The 15,948-nt window shown below is 36.6% G+C and carries 12 protein-coding genes, 2 tRNA genes and 1 other annotated feature; of the genes, 4 read left to right on the top strand and 10 right to left on the bottom strand.

The window, feature by feature from the left end:
* Position 1: 1 nt before the first annotated feature.
* Positions 2-1,228: an NO-inducible flavohemoprotein gene (gene hmpA / locus BM121_RS08230; protein WP_091483141.1), complete on the top strand. Its 1,227-nt coding sequence runs from the start codon at positions 2-4 to the stop codon at positions 1,226-1,228.
* Between the two features lie 190 nt (positions 1,229-1,418).
* Here the strand turns inward: hmpA and acsA are convergent, their stop codons facing one another.
* Complete coding sequence (acsA, locus tag BM121_RS08225; RefSeq protein WP_091483140.1) at positions 1,419-3,137, bottom strand: acetate--CoA ligase; 1,719 nt, start codon at positions 3,135-3,137, stop codon at positions 1,419-1,421.
* Positions 3,138-3,315: 178 nt separating this feature from the next.
* Between acsA and BM121_RS08220 the strand changes: the two genes are divergently transcribed.
* From BM121_RS08220 to BM121_RS08210, 3 genes are read left to right on the top strand one after another with little or no spacing between them, the layout of a single operon-like run.
* Positions 3,316-4,803, top strand: coding sequence for a spore germination protein (locus tag BM121_RS08220; RefSeq protein WP_091483139.1), 1,488 nt, complete (start codon positions 3,316-3,318; stop codon positions 4,801-4,803).
* Between the two features lie 21 nt (positions 4,804-4,824).
* A complete protein-coding gene (locus BM121_RS08215) occupies positions 4,825-5,913 on the top strand; it encodes a GerAB/ArcD/ProY family transporter (protein ID WP_091483138.1) in 1,089 nt (362 codons plus the stop codon).
* The gene (locus BM121_RS08210; protein WP_091483137.1) at positions 5,910-7,157 is read left to right on the top strand and encodes a Ger(x)C family spore germination protein; all 1,248 of its coding nucleotides are present in this window, start codon (positions 5,910-5,912) and stop codon (positions 7,155-7,157) included. The genes BM121_RS08215 and BM121_RS08210 overlap by 4 nt, the downstream gene beginning before the upstream one ends.
* Positions 7,158-7,366: 209 nt before the next feature.
* Here BM121_RS08210 and BM121_RS08205 read toward each other — a convergent pair.
* From BM121_RS08205 to BM121_RS22015, 9 genes are all read right to left on the bottom strand, one after another.
* A tRNA-Arg gene (locus BM121_RS08205) sits at positions 7,367-7,440 on the bottom strand.
* 90 nt (positions 7,441-7,530) lie between these two features.
* Positions 7,531-8,361 (bottom strand): pyrroline-5-carboxylate reductase, encoded by an 831-nt coding sequence (gene proC, locus BM121_RS08200; RefSeq protein WP_091483136.1) that lies wholly within the window; start codon positions 8,359-8,361, stop codon positions 7,531-7,533.
* Between the two features lie 160 nt (positions 8,362-8,521).
* Positions 8,522-8,614 (bottom strand) — tRNA-Ser (locus tag BM121_RS08195).
* A gap of 100 nt (positions 8,615-8,714) precedes the next feature.
* A complete protein-coding gene (gene serS, locus BM121_RS08190; RefSeq protein ID WP_091483135.1) occupies positions 8,715-9,989 on the bottom strand; it encodes a serine--tRNA ligase in 1,275 nt (424 codons plus the stop codon).
* A 653-nt stretch (positions 9,990-10,642) separates the two neighbouring features.
* Positions 10,643-10,856 (bottom strand) — a binding site (T-box leader).
* A gap of 51 nt (positions 10,857-10,907) precedes the next feature.
* Positions 10,908-11,477 (bottom strand): pyridoxal 5'-phosphate synthase glutaminase subunit PdxT, encoded by a 570-nt coding sequence (gene pdxT, locus BM121_RS08180; RefSeq protein WP_091483133.1) that lies wholly within the window; start codon positions 11,475-11,477, stop codon positions 10,908-10,910.
* 20 nt (positions 11,478-11,497) lie between these two features.
* Positions 11,498-12,382, bottom strand: a complete 885-nt coding sequence (pdxS, locus tag BM121_RS08175) for a pyridoxal 5'-phosphate synthase lyase subunit PdxS (RefSeq protein WP_091483132.1) — start codon at positions 12,380-12,382, stop codon at positions 11,498-11,500.
* Between the two features lie 103 nt (positions 12,383-12,485).
* Positions 12,486-13,826, bottom strand: a complete 1,341-nt coding sequence (locus tag BM121_RS08170) for a D-alanyl-D-alanine carboxypeptidase family protein (protein ID WP_091483131.1) — start codon at positions 13,824-13,826, stop codon at positions 12,486-12,488.
* 150 nt (positions 13,827-13,976) lie between these two features.
* Positions 13,977-15,449, bottom strand: coding sequence for an IMP dehydrogenase (guaB, locus tag BM121_RS08165; protein ID WP_091483130.1), 1,473 nt, complete (start codon positions 15,447-15,449; stop codon positions 13,977-13,979).
* 305 nt (positions 15,450-15,754) lie between these two features.
* Positions 15,755-15,895 (bottom strand): hypothetical protein, encoded by a 141-nt coding sequence (locus tag BM121_RS22015; RefSeq protein ID WP_175495366.1) that lies wholly within the window; start codon positions 15,893-15,895, stop codon positions 15,755-15,757.
* Between the last annotated feature and the right edge of the window lie 53 nt (positions 15,896-15,948).

Genomic DNA, 15,948 nt, shown 5'->3' with positions numbered 1-15,948 from the left:
TATGTCCAAATCTACTCAAGTGCTTGATGCAAAAACAATTGAAACAGTTAAAGCAACCGTACCCGTACTGGCTGAGCATGGTACAGCCATCACTTCACGGTTTTATCAATTACTTTTTAACAACCACCCCGAATTGAAAAATATTTTTAACCAGACAAATCAAAAAAAAGGGGAACAACCTCAAGCACTAGCAAACGCAGTCTATGCAGCGGCAGCACATATTGATCAATTAGAAAACATTTTTCCTGTTGTAAATAAAATAGCTCATAAACATCGGAGCCTGAACATTAAACCAGAGCACTATCCAATTGTTGGTGATAATCTATTAAAGGCAATGAAAGATGTCTTGAAAGAAACAGCAACAGATGAAATTATGGTAGCTTGGGCAGAAGCGTATGGTGTTATTGCTGATGCCTTTATCCAAGTTGAAAAAGTAATGTATGAGAAAACCGAACAGAAACCAGGTGGCTGGGTCGGATATCGTGACTTTCGTGTCATTCAAAAGGTCAAGGAAAGTGATGTGATCACCTCTTTCTATTTAAAACCAGCAGACAGTGGTCTTCTACCAGATTTTAAAGCTGGCCAATATATAACAGTGAAAGTCAATGTTCCTTCCATTCCATACACCTGTCAGCGTCAATACAGTTTGTCCTGCAAACCAAATAAGGAATTTTTCCGTATTAGTGTTAAAAGAGAAGATAGTATTGGTGATAGTCCTGACGGAGTAGTATCTACATATCTCCATGAGTCAGTAAATGAAGGGAATATTATAGAACTTAGTGCACCATCAGGAGATTTTGTGCTCAATCAGGAGAAAAAGCCCTTAGTATTAATCAGTGGTGGTGTTGGTTTAACACCATTAACAAGTATGTTGGAAACAGTAGTAACACAACAACCTAATCGTGAAGTATATTATATTCATGCAGCACAAAACGAAGGTGTACATGGTTTAAAGGATACTGTAAAACAAATTGCGGATCAGAATGACCATGTCCATACTTTTACCATTTATGAAAAGCCAGAAGATGTTAATGCTTGTGATAAGATAGGTTTTGTTGATTTAGCATGGTTACAGACTGTTTTACCAACAAATGAAGCCTCTTTCTACTTTTGTGGTCCTAAACCATTTATGAAGGTAATCTATAAGGCATTAAAGGATTGGCAAGTGAACGCAGAAGATATACATTATGAATTCTTCGGACCACAAGGGGATTTAGAGGCATGGTAAGAAAAAATGGATAAGCTCTCATCTACGAAGGAATGGAAGAAAGCAAATCTCAAATCTACGCAAAAGTTACTAAACAGTTTATATTTGGGTACATAATTATATATTCTTATCTTATTAAAAAGCTGATAGAGGAAATTTCTTCTTTCTCCACAAGCTAAAAGGCTAGCATCATTTATGCTAGCCTTCCTATTTATTCTTCTAATGTTGAGGTGTCGCCTGTTGGCAGGCCTAATTCCCATGATTTTAACAGTCTGCGCATAATTTTACCGCTTCGTGTCTTAGGAATACTATCCTTAATTTCAATTTCACGAGGAGCAGCATGGGCGCTTAAGCCTGTTTTCACAAACTGACGAATATCTTCTAATAATTCATCAGAAGACTCATAACCCGGATTTAGTGTAATAAATGCTTTAATAATTTCCCCACGTTCCGGATCTGGTTTACCAATAACACCAGCTTCTGCTACTGCTTTGTGCTCAATTAATTTACTTTCCACTTCAAATGGTCCGACTCGTTCACCAGACGTATTAATAACATCATCTAACCGACCTTGGAACCAGAAGTAACCATCTTCATCCATATAGGCACTATCTCCCGATACGTACCAACCGTTAATAAAATAACTCTCAAATTTACCCGGGTTCTTCCAGATTGCACGCATCATCGATGGCCAACCTTTTTTAATTGCTAAATTCCCCATTTGATTAGGTGGTAACTCATTGCCTTCATTATCAACAATGGCTGCTTCCACCCCTGGAATAGGTCTTCCCATTGAACCTGGGCGAATTTCCATACTTGGCAAGTTAACAATTAACATGGCACCTGTTTCTGTCATCCACCACGTATCATGGATGCGTAAATCAAGTACACGCAATGCCCATGTAATAACCTCTGGATTTAAAGGTTCACCTACACTCATGACATGGCGTAAACTTGATAAATCGTATTGTTTGACCACTTCATCACCAGCACTTACAAATTTACGTAAAGCGGTGGGCGCTGTATACCAAATCGTTACATTATGTTTATCTAAAGTTTCATACCAAGATTCAGGTGAAAAACGGCCACCTCTTATTACATTGGTCACACCATTTAACCATGGAGCAAAAATCCCATAACTTGTACCTGTTACCCAGCCAGGATCAGCTGTACACCAGTAAATATCGTCATCCTTAAAATCAATTACCCATTTACCTGTTGCGTAATGTTGAATCATCGCATTATGAACATGATAAACACCTTTTGGCTTACCAGTTGAGCCGGATGTATAATGAATAAGCATTCCATCTTCTCTATCTACCCATTCAATATCAAAGTTTTCAGATGCTTCTGCCATTTCTTCTTCAAAATTAATATAGTTATCACCTTCTGTATCACCATTAGCGCCTACTAAGACTATTTGTTTTAAATTCGGTAGATCACTGACAGGTACACGGCTTAATAATTCAGGTGTTGTAATTAACATCGTTGCTTCACTATCTTCCAAACGATCTCGAACCGCTTGTTCCATAAAAGCCTCAAACAATGGTCCAGCAATCGCACCTACTTTTAGAATACCAAAAAAGTTTGCATAAAACTCCGGACTCCTTGGCATGAATAAGAAAACACGATCCCCTTTTTGAATCCCATACTTTTTAAATATATTTGCGGTTTTATTACTTTGTTTGCTTAATTGATCAAATGTGATACTTTCTTCTCGGTCTGGTGCGGAATATAACAATGCCACTTGGTCTTTTTTATTAGGATTTTCTGCATGACGGTCAATTGCTTCATAAGCAGCATTCACCTTACCTGTTTTATACCAGCTAAAGTCTTTCTTCATTTCCTCCCAGTCGAAACCTTCTCTTAGTACATCAAGATCTTCTACATTATGCTTTCCTGATCTTGGCTGAACTTTTGTCATATCCATCCTATCACCTCTTCAAAAATTGTAATGTTTACCAACAAATGATTGAAACCCCTTACAATATATTGTAACGAATTCAGCTGAGAACGCAAGTAATACCATATTAATATTGGTAACCACATAATTTGGTTAAGTTTGCACATATTAACCTCTAGAAAGTTGTATAAATGAGGTGCTTAATGTGGTTCGATCTTTCAAACAATCAAAGAAGTCTCAGACACCATCAAAACACAAAAAAATATCTACTTCACTACAAGACAATATTCAAGAATCCAAACAATTATTCTCTTACGGAGTCAATAAAGATTTTGCAATGCGCACTATTCAAATACATTTTAATAAAAAGGACGCTTGTCTTTTTTATTACAGTTCGATAGTAAATGGACCAATGATTAACTTACATGTGATAAAACCTTTACTTGAAAGAAGCGGAGAATCGGTAAACAATGTTGTCTCGATTGAAAATATTGAAGAAGTGGATAACTTTGAAAAAATCATTCAAAACATCAATAGTGGGAAAATTATACTTCTTATCGATGGAGATGATACTGCTTATGCAATGGATGTCGCCGATTTTGCGCATCGAAACATATCAATTACCGAGAATGAAAACACCATTAAAGGACCACAAGAGGCTTTTACGGAATCATTAAATAGTAATATTTCTTTAATTCGCAAACAACTCCATAATAATCATTTGATTAATGAGGGAGTTCAAACCGGTGAACGATCGAAAAATGAAGTAAATTTAGTCTATATTAAAGATTTAGTAAATGAAGACATTCTAGAAAATGTAAGGTCACGACTGGAACAGATTGCAACGGATAACGTACGCAATATTGAAATTTTGGAACAATATATTGAAGAGCGTCCATACTCTCTAATTCCTACCGTGTTGTACACAGAAAAACCTGATAAAGCCAGTTCCTATCTGGAAGACGGGTTTATCATTTTATTAATGGATAGTTCGTCTGCCTGTTTAATTGTACCAGTCACCTTTTGGTCTTTCTTTCATTCACCTGAAGACCGTTATTTACGGTTTTTTTATGGGAATTTCACCAGAGCAATTCGACTATTTTGTTTTTATTTAACTTTATTAATATCTGCTAGCTATGTGGCAATTTCCAATTTCCACAGTGAAATGATTCCACCTGATCTATTATTAGCGATTACCGCCTCTAGGGAACGGGTTCCTTTTCCCTTAATAGTTGAAGTATTAATTATGGAGATTGCCTTTGAGCTCATTCGTGAAGCAGGTCTTCGTATCCCTAACCCATTAGGCCCAACCATCGGTATTGTAGGGGCTTTAATTTTAGGACAAGCAGCGGTACAAGCAAATATTATTAGTCCAATCATTGTAATTGTTGCCGCACTATCAGGTTTATCATCGTTTGCTTTAGCAGATATAAACATTAATTTTACCGTTCGACTTATGCGTTTTATATTCATTCTGGCAGCTGGGGCATTCGGAATGCTCGCATTAACAGGAGCCTTTTTACTATTTTTTATGTATGCTGCATCCATTAAATCATTTGGCATTCCTTTCTTTTCACCGATGTCTCCACATTTTTTATCATCTGAGGACACGGTTTTTCGTAAGCCAATAAAAAAAGAAATTTTCCGCCCGAATTATTTACATCCAAAAGATGTACAAAAAAAGTCTAAATAATACTTAAGCAGGTGAAACAGGATGCAAAACAAGGGATTTTTACGATTAAAAGAAATATTAGCAATGACCCTTATTTTAGTTGGAATTAAATTATCAGATTCAACTCCAGCTTTAATGGCTCAAAAAGCACAAAATGGATTTTGGTTGATCCCTTTACTTTCTTTTATCTGTATTTTACCTAGCTTTCTTATCATGCTTTACCTGCTTAAAAAGTATCAAGATAAAAATATTGTAGAGTTACTGGAGTCTTTAACAGGCAAATGGATAGGTAAATGCGTTGGTATCCTGTTATTTATATTTGCTTTTTTGACACTGACACTAGACAGCCGTAACTATATTGAACAAATCAAGTTACTGTATTTCCCTGAGTCTCCAACTGATTTGATTTATTTTGTATTTATTGCTGTTGTCTTTATCGGAGCCAAAAAAGGGATTGAAGTAATTGGATTTACATCTTGGATTACTCTTTTCACCATTAAGGCAGCATTCGTCCTAGTGCTCATACTTATTTACGGAGACATCGTTGTTCAACGTATCTTTCCTATTTTTGGTGCCAGTCTTCCAGTTGTTTTATCAGAAGGAGTTAAAAAGGCAGGCATTTTTGCGGAATTGTTTTTCCTATTAATTGCGTATCAATCTGCGAAAAGAACCTCCATGTTTCGAAAAGGGATTTTGCTAGCCAGTATTATTGTCCTCTTGGAAATTACTATATTTTATTTTGTCTATGCTTCTGTGTTTGACTATAATTCGATTAAAAAAATCCAATTTCCTTTTCATGACATTACTCAATATATTAATCTCGGTAATTTTTTAACTAATATTGAAACAATCTTTATGATTTTCTGGTTATTTGCAGCTTTTATAAAGTTCATTATCTTTATCTATATTACTACATGGATTTTTGGTGAGATATTTGCAATTCGTAATTTTGAACCTCTGCTTTTACCATTCAGTTTTTTAGTTATAATAATTGGTCTCTCACCATTTAATTCGGTTATAAACGAGTTAGTTTTTCGAGAAACTTTACTAACGATTATGTCACCCTTTTTTATTATTTTTCCATTTGTACTATGGATAATCGCATGGGGCAAAGGAGACTTAAAACAATGAAAAAAAAACTATTGATTGTATTAGGTTTTGTCATCCTGCTAGCAGGTTGTAATGATCGAATTGAATTAGAGCAACAATCTTATGTTATTGCAATTGGTATTGACAACACAGATCAAAAGGGAGTATATGCCTTTACTTATCAAATTGCCAACCCTGAAGTGGGTTCCTCTGCCATTCAAAGTGGGCCTGATGAACCACCGACTGAAATAGTAACGGTTAACGGAGCAGATATTTTAACTGCAACGTACACAGCAAATTCATTTGTTTCGAAAAAAATCACGTTAGATCATACAAGAATTATTATTGCTTCAGAAGAAGCAGCCCGATCCGAAGATTTCCTTCGTGTTATTCAGTCTGCTTCTAGAACACCTCAAATACGAAGAGGGGTTCAACTGGTTATATCTAAAGAATCAGCAACTGATTTTATTAATAACAATGAACCAATCATGGAAAAAAGACCACATAAATATTATCAATTTATGCTGAGCCGTGCGAACCAAACAGGTATCATTCCTCGAGCAACTTTACACCGTTTTTTTCAAATTACAGAAGGAGATGCAGATCTTTTCTTAGCTATTTATGCCACCACCGATCAATCGGATGAGAAAAAAAATGAGAGAGGTTTTGAAGATCAATATATTGCTGGAGAAATTCCACAAATCGGTGGTTCTCCGACACAATTTATGGGTTCAGCCGTCTTTAAAGAAGGACAAATGATAGATATTTTGAATGGAGAAGAAAGCAGGATTGCACAAACGTTAGATAACACATTAGAGATGGGGGATTATCTTGCTACGATTCCCGATCCTTTAATGCCCGAATACCGTATTTCATATGAATATTCGCAAAAACAAAAACCATCTATTAATATAAACTATCATAAAGATAAACCAACAGAAATTGACGTAAAAGTTCATTTTCAGGCGGAAATTATAGCTATCCCCAGTCTAATTGGATACACGCAAAACAAAGATAAACAAAAAGTTTTGGAAGAATCCATCATTCAACGATTAGAGGAAAAGACAAATACCTTAATTAAAAAATCACAAGAAGAATATCGGTCAGATCCTTTTTATTGGTCTTTATATATTCGCAAGCATTTTAAAGATGTTAAATCCTATGAAAAAGCAGACTGGCATAAAAAAATATATCCCAACGCAAAAATTAATGTCACTTACTATATAGACAAGTTAGAATTCGGAAAGATGTTAGATGATTCTCATTTAGATGAGGTGAGGGATTAAATTGTGGAATATCATGATAATATTAATAACCATTTTCATATGCTATCGGATGATCATTCATAGCAAAGAGACATTTCAAGAAGGAAATAAGACAGGCGGTATCGCTATCGTAATCCTCATGCCGATCGTAGCCTTCTTCTCCATCTGGTTCCTATTATTCAAATAAAAGTGGAACATAGGGATAAGGTTATTCATCTTTCTGAAAATAACGACCCCGAGAGGATTCGAACCTCCGACACCTTCTTTAGGAGAGAAGTGCTCTATCCTACTGAGCTACGGGGTCATGATACAAAATTGATCAAAGGAACAAGGGAAATGTCCCTTTATATCTTAATAAAACATAAGACAAAAGGCAAGACTTCCCTATCCTAATTTATTTTTCAAACATTTCTCTTAACTCTTTGGATCTTTCTGTTGTCCGCTCTAAACAAGCAATTACCGCTTGTTGAAATTCGTGTTGTGCTAATGTATTAATTCCTGCTTCTGTCGTACCACCAGGGCTTGTAATGTTTCCTCGTAATGTTCCCGGTGTATCATCCGATATGGCTAACATCTCCCCAACACCTTTAATCGTTTGTGTCATTAAAGGCATGGCTGTTTCTTTATTTAAACCTTGTTCTTCGACAAACTTCTCCATTGCTTCCACCATGTAATAATAAAAAGCAGGTGCACTGCCCGCTAAAGCAGTATAAGCATCCATTTCCTCTTCTTGTATCAATGTTGTGGTACCAATGGATGTCATAAGATTTTTTATTAATCCAACAGTTGGAAAGTCAACATACTGACCTCCAGTTATCGTCGAAGCTGATTGTCCGATCATTGCTGATGTATTGGGCATGACACGGACAACAGCATTGTTGGTTCCTAGTAATTGTTCAATATATTGCGTAGAGATCCCTGCCAATAATGACACAACAATTTTACTGTCACTTAAAAAATCTTTCATTTCAGCAATTCCAGATTGAATATCTTTCGGCTTCATCGCTAAAATGATGATATCACTTTGGCTCACCACATCCTCTCTGGATTGTGATGTTCGAATACCATATTTATTTTCTAATACTGCTAAACGCTTTTTATTGGAATGATTAGTTGCAATAATTCGGTCAGCAGATACCATTTCTTTAGCCGTCATTCCTGCAATAATAGCCTCTGCCATGGAACCCGCTCCTAAAAATGCAATCGTGTAATCTTTAATACTCATAAAAACCACCTTTTATATGTATGCTCTTCTACTATTATAAATCATTATCGGATGTGAGAACAGGAGAAAGACCCGCTTTTAAAGATCCAAATAAAAAAACCGCTATCTAATGATAACGATTTTTTATGTATATAATCTCTAATTTTGTGTTTAATTATAATGGCGGAGGAGGAGGGATTCGAACCCCCGCGGGCGGTAAAGCCCCTGGCGGTTTTCAAGACCGCTCCCTTCAGCCGAACTTGGGTACTCCTCCGTATTTGATGACGACAAGTAATAATATAGCATATTACATAAATAGAGTCAACAGTTTTTTTACCGTCTATCTTAAAAAAGTTAAGATAGACGGTAAGCTGTTATTTTATTTCTGTTTTTCCACCCATATATGGTACCAAAATTTCCGGCATTTTTACAGTGCCATCTTCTAGTTGATAATTTTCAATGATAGCAGAAACAGTACGACCTACTGCTAAACCAGATCCATTTAACGTATGGACAAATTCCGGTTTTTCTTTTTCCTCACGACGAAATCTGATACTAGCACGTCTTGCCTGAAAATCTTCAAAATTAGAACAAGAAGAAATTTCACGATACGTATCATTACTTGGCATCCATACTTCGATATCGTATTTTTTGGCCGCTGTAAATCCTAAGTCAGCCGTACACATACTCATCACACGATAAGGTAATTTTAAAAGTTGTAATACTTTTTCGGCATGACCTGTTAATTCTTCCAATACATCGTAAGAGTCTTCTGGCTTCACAAATTGCACTAATTCCACTTTATTAAATTGGTGCTGGCGAATCAAGCCTCTGGTATCTCTTCCAGCAGATCCTGCCTCAGAACGGAAACTGCTACTAAAAGCAGCAAATTTTTGAGGTAAATCTTCTGTTTTTAAAATTTCCTCACGATAATAATTAGTTACCGGTACCTCAGCTGTCGGTACTAAGAAATAATCCCAATCTTCCACTTTGAAGGCATCTTCTTCAAATTTGGGTAATTGGCCAGTTCCAGTCATACTTGTGCGATTAACCATGTATGGCGGTAGCATTTCCTGATAACCATGCTCATCTGCATGTAAGTCCATCATAAAGTTGATTAAAGCACGTTCTAAACGAGCGCCTAAACCTTTGTAAAAAACAAAGCGGCTTCCTGTTACTTTTGCTGCTCTTTCAAAGTCTAAAATATCCAGTTTCGTTGCTATATCCCAATGTGCTTTTCCTTCAAAGTTAAAGTTTGGGACTTCTCCCCATTTACGCACTTCTAGATTATCTTCCTCTGAATCGCCTACTGGTGTTGACTCATGCGGAATATTCGGAATAGACAGCATTAATTTTTCGAGATCTTCCTCTACTTGACGAAGTTCTTGATCAATAGTTTTGATTCGGTCTCCTACTTCACGCATTTCGACAATCATATCATCAGCATTTTTCTTTTCCTTTTTTAATAAAGAAATTTGCTTGGATACGTCATTACGTTTTGCCTTTAATTGTTCCGTTTCAGCGATCAGTTCCCTTCTTTTTTCGTCCAAATCACCGAAGCGATCCAAATCTGCTAAATCTTCTCCCCGTTGTGATAATTTCTCTTTTACTTCGGCAAAATTTTTGCGTAATATTTTCATGTCTAACATAGCTATTACCTCCTAGAAATTTGTTAAATTATATATTAAAAAATCATTTCACATACATTATTACTTTAAACCAGCACATTTAACATAAACTGCGAAATGACTCTTATATGGATTTGCTTTCTTGCATTCTGAATTTTGATGAGTGTTCTCATACACTCCGGCAGAATACTGCGCTTTCCATGGGCACGGCCTCAGCCTCCTCGCTCGTACCTCGCTGTGGGGTCTTCGGACACGTGCTGTTCCCATAGGAGTCTCCGTATTCTACCTCCGCTCATTTCAGTGTCCTGATTATTGGGAATATAGAATTCATGAAACTATAATATTGGATTTCCTGTCTTTTTAACAGAACACTATTCTAAGCTGCGGAAAAATGCGACACTCCTGTGGGAAAGGAACAGTCTGAAGACCCCGCAAGAAGCGATTTTGGCTTCTGAGGAGGCTGAAGCGTTCCCCACGGAAAGGGAGCGTTTTTCCGCAGCAATGGTTTACCACTCATCACAAAAGAATGGAAGGAAACTTCACTACAGACATTTTCATTAGTTTGCAGTTTGTATCTATTACTACGCAGGCCTGGATTCTTTAAATAGTATTTTATAAGCATCAATCTTTTGGAAACAACTTTTAAATATAAAAAACTCCCGTCCCATACTGTTAGTAGGGACGAGAGTTTACCCGCGATACCACCCTGATTGGAGAATAAGTCTTCTCCCGGCTTCATTATCTATAACGGCTTGTCACCGAGTACATGTACTATCATTTCCATGTACTGCTCCAGGGTGGATTCGCTTATCATTTATACCGGTTTACACCAACCACCGGCTCTCTGCCATAAAACAATAAGTTACTAGTTCCTGTCATCGCTTTTATATATTCGTTTTATAAATGATTCCATACCGATCTTTCACTGTTACTATTATATTATTTTTCCACCATTTTGACAAAGTATTCTGTTAAACGGTGATCATCCGTTAATTCCGGATGAAATGCACTACATAAGTAATGACCTTGTTTTGCTGCAACAATTTTATCCTGATAAGTAGCTAAAACTTCTACTTCTGGTCCAACTTCCACTACATATGGTGCACGGATAAAGACCGCTTCAAAATTATCTGCAACACCTTTTAAATCTATTTCGGCCTCAAAAGATTCACGCTGTCTGCCGAATGCATTGCGTTCTACCTTCATATCCATTAATGATAAATGTGCATAATCTTGTCCAACAATATTATTTGCCAATAAAATAAGACCAGCACAAGTACCAAAAATCGGCTTCCCATGTTTACCAAAATCAGCTAATGCATCCAAAAAATCATATTTATCAATGAGTCGACGCATTGTTGTACTTTCGCCACCAGGTATTATTAATCCATCTATATCAGATAATTGTTCTTTGTACTTAATAATGATACCTTCTGCTCCGGCTGCTTCAACGGAACGAATATGTTCGCGAATCGCACCTTGTAAGCCTAATACTCCGATTTTTACCATTATTTTTTACTCCTCACTACTTACCAACCACGATCTTGCATACGCTCTTCTGGAGCAATTGTACTAATTTCTAATCCTTTCATTGCTGTACCAATGCCTTTAGATACTTTTGCAATTAATTCGTAGTCTTCATAATGTGTTGTTGCTTCTACAATCGCTCTTGCAAAGTTAGCAGGATTATCTGATTTAAAGATACCTGAACCAACAAATACTCCATCAGCACCAAGCTGCATCATTAATGCCGCATCCGCTGGAGTAGCGATACCACCGGCAGCAAAGTTAACAACTGGTAAGCGACCATTTTCTTTAATTTCAAGTAATACTTCATATGGTGCTCCTAGATCTTTCGCATATGTCATTACTTCATCTTCATTCATGTTAACCAGCTTACGAACTTGTCCATTAACTTCACGCATATGACGAACGGCTTCGACAATATTACCTGTACCAGGTTCACCTTTCGTTCGTAACATCGAACTACCTTCACCAATACGACGAGCTGCTTCACCTAAGTGACGGCAACCACATACGAAAGGCACTGTATAATCACGTTTATTTAAATGATATACTTCATCAGCAGGAGTCAATACTTCACTCTCATCAATATAGTCAACACCCATTGATTCTAAAACACGTGCTTCCACAATATGACCAATACGAGCTTTTGCCATAACAGGGATGGAAACAGCATTCATTACTTCTTCCACAATGGTTGGATCTGCCATACGAGCCACTCCGCCAGCTGCCCGAATATCAGATGGTACTCGCTCTAACGCCATAACTGCTACAGCACCAGCTTCTTCTGCAATTTTTGCTTGTTCTGCATTGACAACGTCCATAATAACGCCGCCTTTTTGCATTTCTGCCATACCTCTTTTAACTCTATCTGTACCTATTTTAGACATTCTTATGTTCCTCCTAAAATTATGAACTCTAAACGATCGTTTCATCCTCTTACATTATATAACATAAAATGAACAAATGCCAACTGCTGTAATAGGAATTAAATTAGCTAAATAACCCTTTGAAAAAATCTACTACTGTCGTAAAGACATTTGCAAAGAAGTTACCAATCGCTCCTAGTGATAGCATAAACCAATTTTGTTTTTCAACCGCATCAGTTGTCACTAGATCTACGCGTTGGTCACTAGTGTCACCACCAATATAACCGTAATCTATATCACCATTATACTGAAGAACCGCTTCTCCTATTTTTTCGCCCGCTTCTAGTGGAGCTTCTAATGAGCCATCTGCTGTTAATTTATCTTCATCGATCTCGTATCGTATATCATATAATTCTTCTTCACCAGTTTTTATCATCGTTTCAAACGCTTCTGCTGTTTCAATCTCTACTTCCTTTTCTTCCCCTTTTGATACAGGTAAAGTAGATTCATCTTCTAACTGATAATTAACTGGAAATAGTTCTACTGTTTCAAATTTTGAGAAGCCATACTCCATTAAATTTTTCGTTTCAATAAAACGTTCTTCTTCACTACTCGTTTTCATAACTACTGTAATAATACGGCGATCTCCTTGTTGTGCCGTACCTGTAAAGCAATATCCAGCTGCATCAGTATGTCCGGTCTTTAATCCATCTACACCTTCATATCCATATTGAGTAAAATTATTTCCTTCCCATGGCAGCATCCAATTTAGATTTTGTAACTCTTTTTCATCTAATTCAGATGTCAATGTGCTAGAATAATCTAATGCTTCTGGATAATCATTAATTAGGTGGTATGCTAATAATGCTGCTGAACGAGCTGATAATAAATTATCGGCATCCGGTTCCGTTCCTTCCGGATGATGTTCCCCTAAATCCGTATTAGATAAACCAGTAGAATTAACAAATTTATATTCTTGTAATCCCATTTCTTCTGCTTTATCATTCATCATTTGGACGAATTCGCCTTCTGAACCTGCTACTAGTTCTGCTAGTGCTACAGTTGTCGCATTGTCAGAAATAATAGCCATTCCTTCATACAATTCACGAACCGTATAATCTTGATCTTGAATTAAACCAATCCCTGAAAAGGCATTGCTTGATGATATCCAATAAGGATAATCTCCAATTTGAGTAGTTGTATCCCAGTTGATTTGACCTTCACTAATAGCTTCAAGAACCAGGTATTCGGTCATCATTTTCGTCATACTAGCTGGAGGTAATTTTAAATCAGATTGTTTCTCAAATAAAACTTTCCCTGTGTTAGCATCGACAATGATAGCAGATTCTGCCTTGACATCTATATTTTCTGCTGCTTGTACTGGTAAACTATTCATAGAAAATGTAGTGATTGTTAATAATGTAATCACTACTAAAATGCTCATCTTTTTGATTATATCTTTCACTTTTCCTACCTCCGACTATTTTTTTGCATGAAACAATTTTATCATAACTACTGCAAATAGAAAATAACGCTATATGACTATAGTTCGTATACGCGGAAAAAGAAAACTTGGGTAACCCAAGTTTTCCTCAACCCTTTTTACTATATACGATTATGATAAGGAATAGTTTGGTGATTCTTTCGTAATCTGAACATCATGCGGGTGACTTTCTCGTAACCCTGCACCTGTCATACGAATAAATCTAGCATCGTTTCGTAATGCTTCAACATCAGCTGATCCACAGTAACCCATTCCAGATCGAATACCACCAATTAATTGATGGATCGTATCAGCTAAAGGTCCTTTATAAGCTACACGGCCTTCTATGCCTTCTGGTACTAATTTTTTGGCATCCTGTGTGTCCTGAAAATATCGATCGTTAGAACCAGATTGCATAGAAGTAACAGATCCCATACCGCGGTAAACCTTATATCTTCTACCTTGGAAGATTTCAGTCTCACCAGGGCTTTCGGATACCCCTGCAAACAAGCTCCCTAACATAACTGCATGTGCTCCTGCTGCGATTGCCTTAGCTATATCACCTGAATACTTAATACCACCATCAGCAATAACAGGAATATTATGCTTTTGTGCTTCCGTTGCACAATCATTAACTGCTGTTATTTGAGGTACACCGACACCTGCAACCACTCTAGTTGTACAGATAGAACCAGGACCAATACCTACCTTGATAATATTCGCTCCTGCTTCGATAAGTGCTTTTGTCGCTTCTGGTGTTGCGACATTTCCAGCAATAATATCTATGTCAGGATACTTAGCTCGAACTCGTTTAACTTGGTCAATAACACCTTGTGAATGGCCATGTGCTGTATCAATAACTAATATATCTACACCAGCTTCTACTAGTTTATCAATACGTGTTATGGAATCTGCTGTGACTCCAACAGCAGCACCAGCTAATAAACGTCCTTGCTTGTCCTTAGCAGAATTAGGGAATTCGATTACTTTTTCGATATCTTTGATAGTAATAAGTCCTTTTAATACATTATTATCATCAACTAATGGTAATTTTTCAATTCTATGTTCTTGTAAAATTTTACTTGCCTCTTTCAAGGTTGTACCAACTGGAGCTGTTACTAAGTTTTTACTAGTCATCACATCGGAAATTTTAATGGAATAATCCTCAATAAAACGCAAATCACGATTCGTTAAAATTCCGACTAATTTTTGGTCTTCCTCATTATTTACAATAGGTACACCGGAAATACGGAATTTACCCATTAAATGTTCTGCATCAAAAACTTGATGTTCAGGCAATAGGAAAAAAGGATTTGAAATAACTCCACTTTCAGAACGTTTCACACGATCAACTTGTTCAGCTTGTTCTTCAATGGACATGTTTTTATGAATAACACCAATTCCGCCCTGTCTGGCAATCGCAATCGCTAACTTCGCTTCTGTTACAGTATCCATCCCGGCACTTACAAATGGGATATTAAGCGTAATATTTTCGGATAGCTTTGTTTTAACTGATACATCTTTAGGTAGTACATTAGATTCTGCTGGTAATAATAACACATCATCAAACGTTAAACCTTCTTTACTAAATTTATCTGTTCTCATCGGTGAACCTCCTTAGATTTTTGTTTTTATTGTGAAATAATGGATGGGAAATAAAGCTCTCTATCACTAGAGTTTCATCTGTTTTTTGAGGGTCATATCCTTAACTATTGTTAATTACAATACGATATGTTTCAGGGTTTTTCAACCTTTTTTTTTTCTTATTTAATATACTGATAATAGCGATATGATAAAATCAATCATGTAAGAGGTTACAATTTGTAAATTTTTTTTACAAAGATGAATGATAAAAGTTATATGATCGATGTAAATAACGACGCTCATACACTTATTAGGAAAAAAATCCATCAATCCAAATCCTCTTGCTGATTCGAAGTAGATAACCGCAGCGCAACAGTGAAAATTTCCGGAATGAGACTTTCTTCCATTCTTTCCATGGAGAGTGCTGGAACATCGCTTCGGCAGAATACTGCGCTTTCCGTGGGCACGGCCTCAGCCTCCTCAAAAAGCAAAGTGCGCTTTTCTGTGGGGTCTTCAACTC

It is taken from the genome of Gracilibacillus orientalis, from assembly GCF_900114645.1.
Classification (GTDB): Bacteria; Bacillota; Bacilli; order Bacillales; family Amphibacillaceae; genus Gracilibacillus; species Gracilibacillus orientalis.
This window is presented reverse-complemented; position numbering and strand designations above follow the sequence as displayed.

Bases quoted from the DNA above. Each gene is read 5' to 3' on its own strand.
- hmpA (WP_091483141.1), top strand. From the start codon at position 2: ATGTCCAAATCTACTCAAGTGCTTGATGCAAAAACAATTGAAACAGTT.
- acsA (WP_091483140.1), bottom strand. From the start codon at position 3,137: ATGGATATGACAAAAGTTCAGCCAAGATCAGGAAAGCATAATGTAGAA.
- BM121_RS08215 (WP_091483138.1), top strand. From the start codon at position 4,825: ATGCAAAACAAGGGATTTTTACGATTAAAAGAAATATTAGCAATGACC.
- BM121_RS08210 (WP_091483137.1), top strand. From the start codon at position 5,910: ATGAAAAAAAAACTATTGATTGTATTAGGTTTTGTCATCCTGCTAGCA.
- proC (WP_091483136.1), bottom strand. From the start codon at position 8,361: ATGAGTATTAAAGATTACACGATTGCATTTTTAGGAGCGGGTTCCATG.
- serS (WP_091483135.1), bottom strand. From the start codon at position 9,989: ATGTTAGACATGAAAATATTACGCAAAAATTTTGCCGAAGTAAAAGAG.
- pdxT (WP_091483133.1), bottom strand. From the start codon at position 11,477: ATGGTAAAAATCGGAGTATTAGGCTTACAAGGTGCGATTCGCGAACAT.
- pdxS (WP_091483132.1), bottom strand. From the start codon at position 12,382: ATGTCTAAAATAGGTACAGATAGAGTTAAAAGAGGTATGGCAGAAATG.
- guaB (WP_091483130.1), bottom strand. From the start codon at position 15,449: ATGAGAACAGATAAATTTAGTAAAGAAGGTTTAACGTTTGATGATGTG.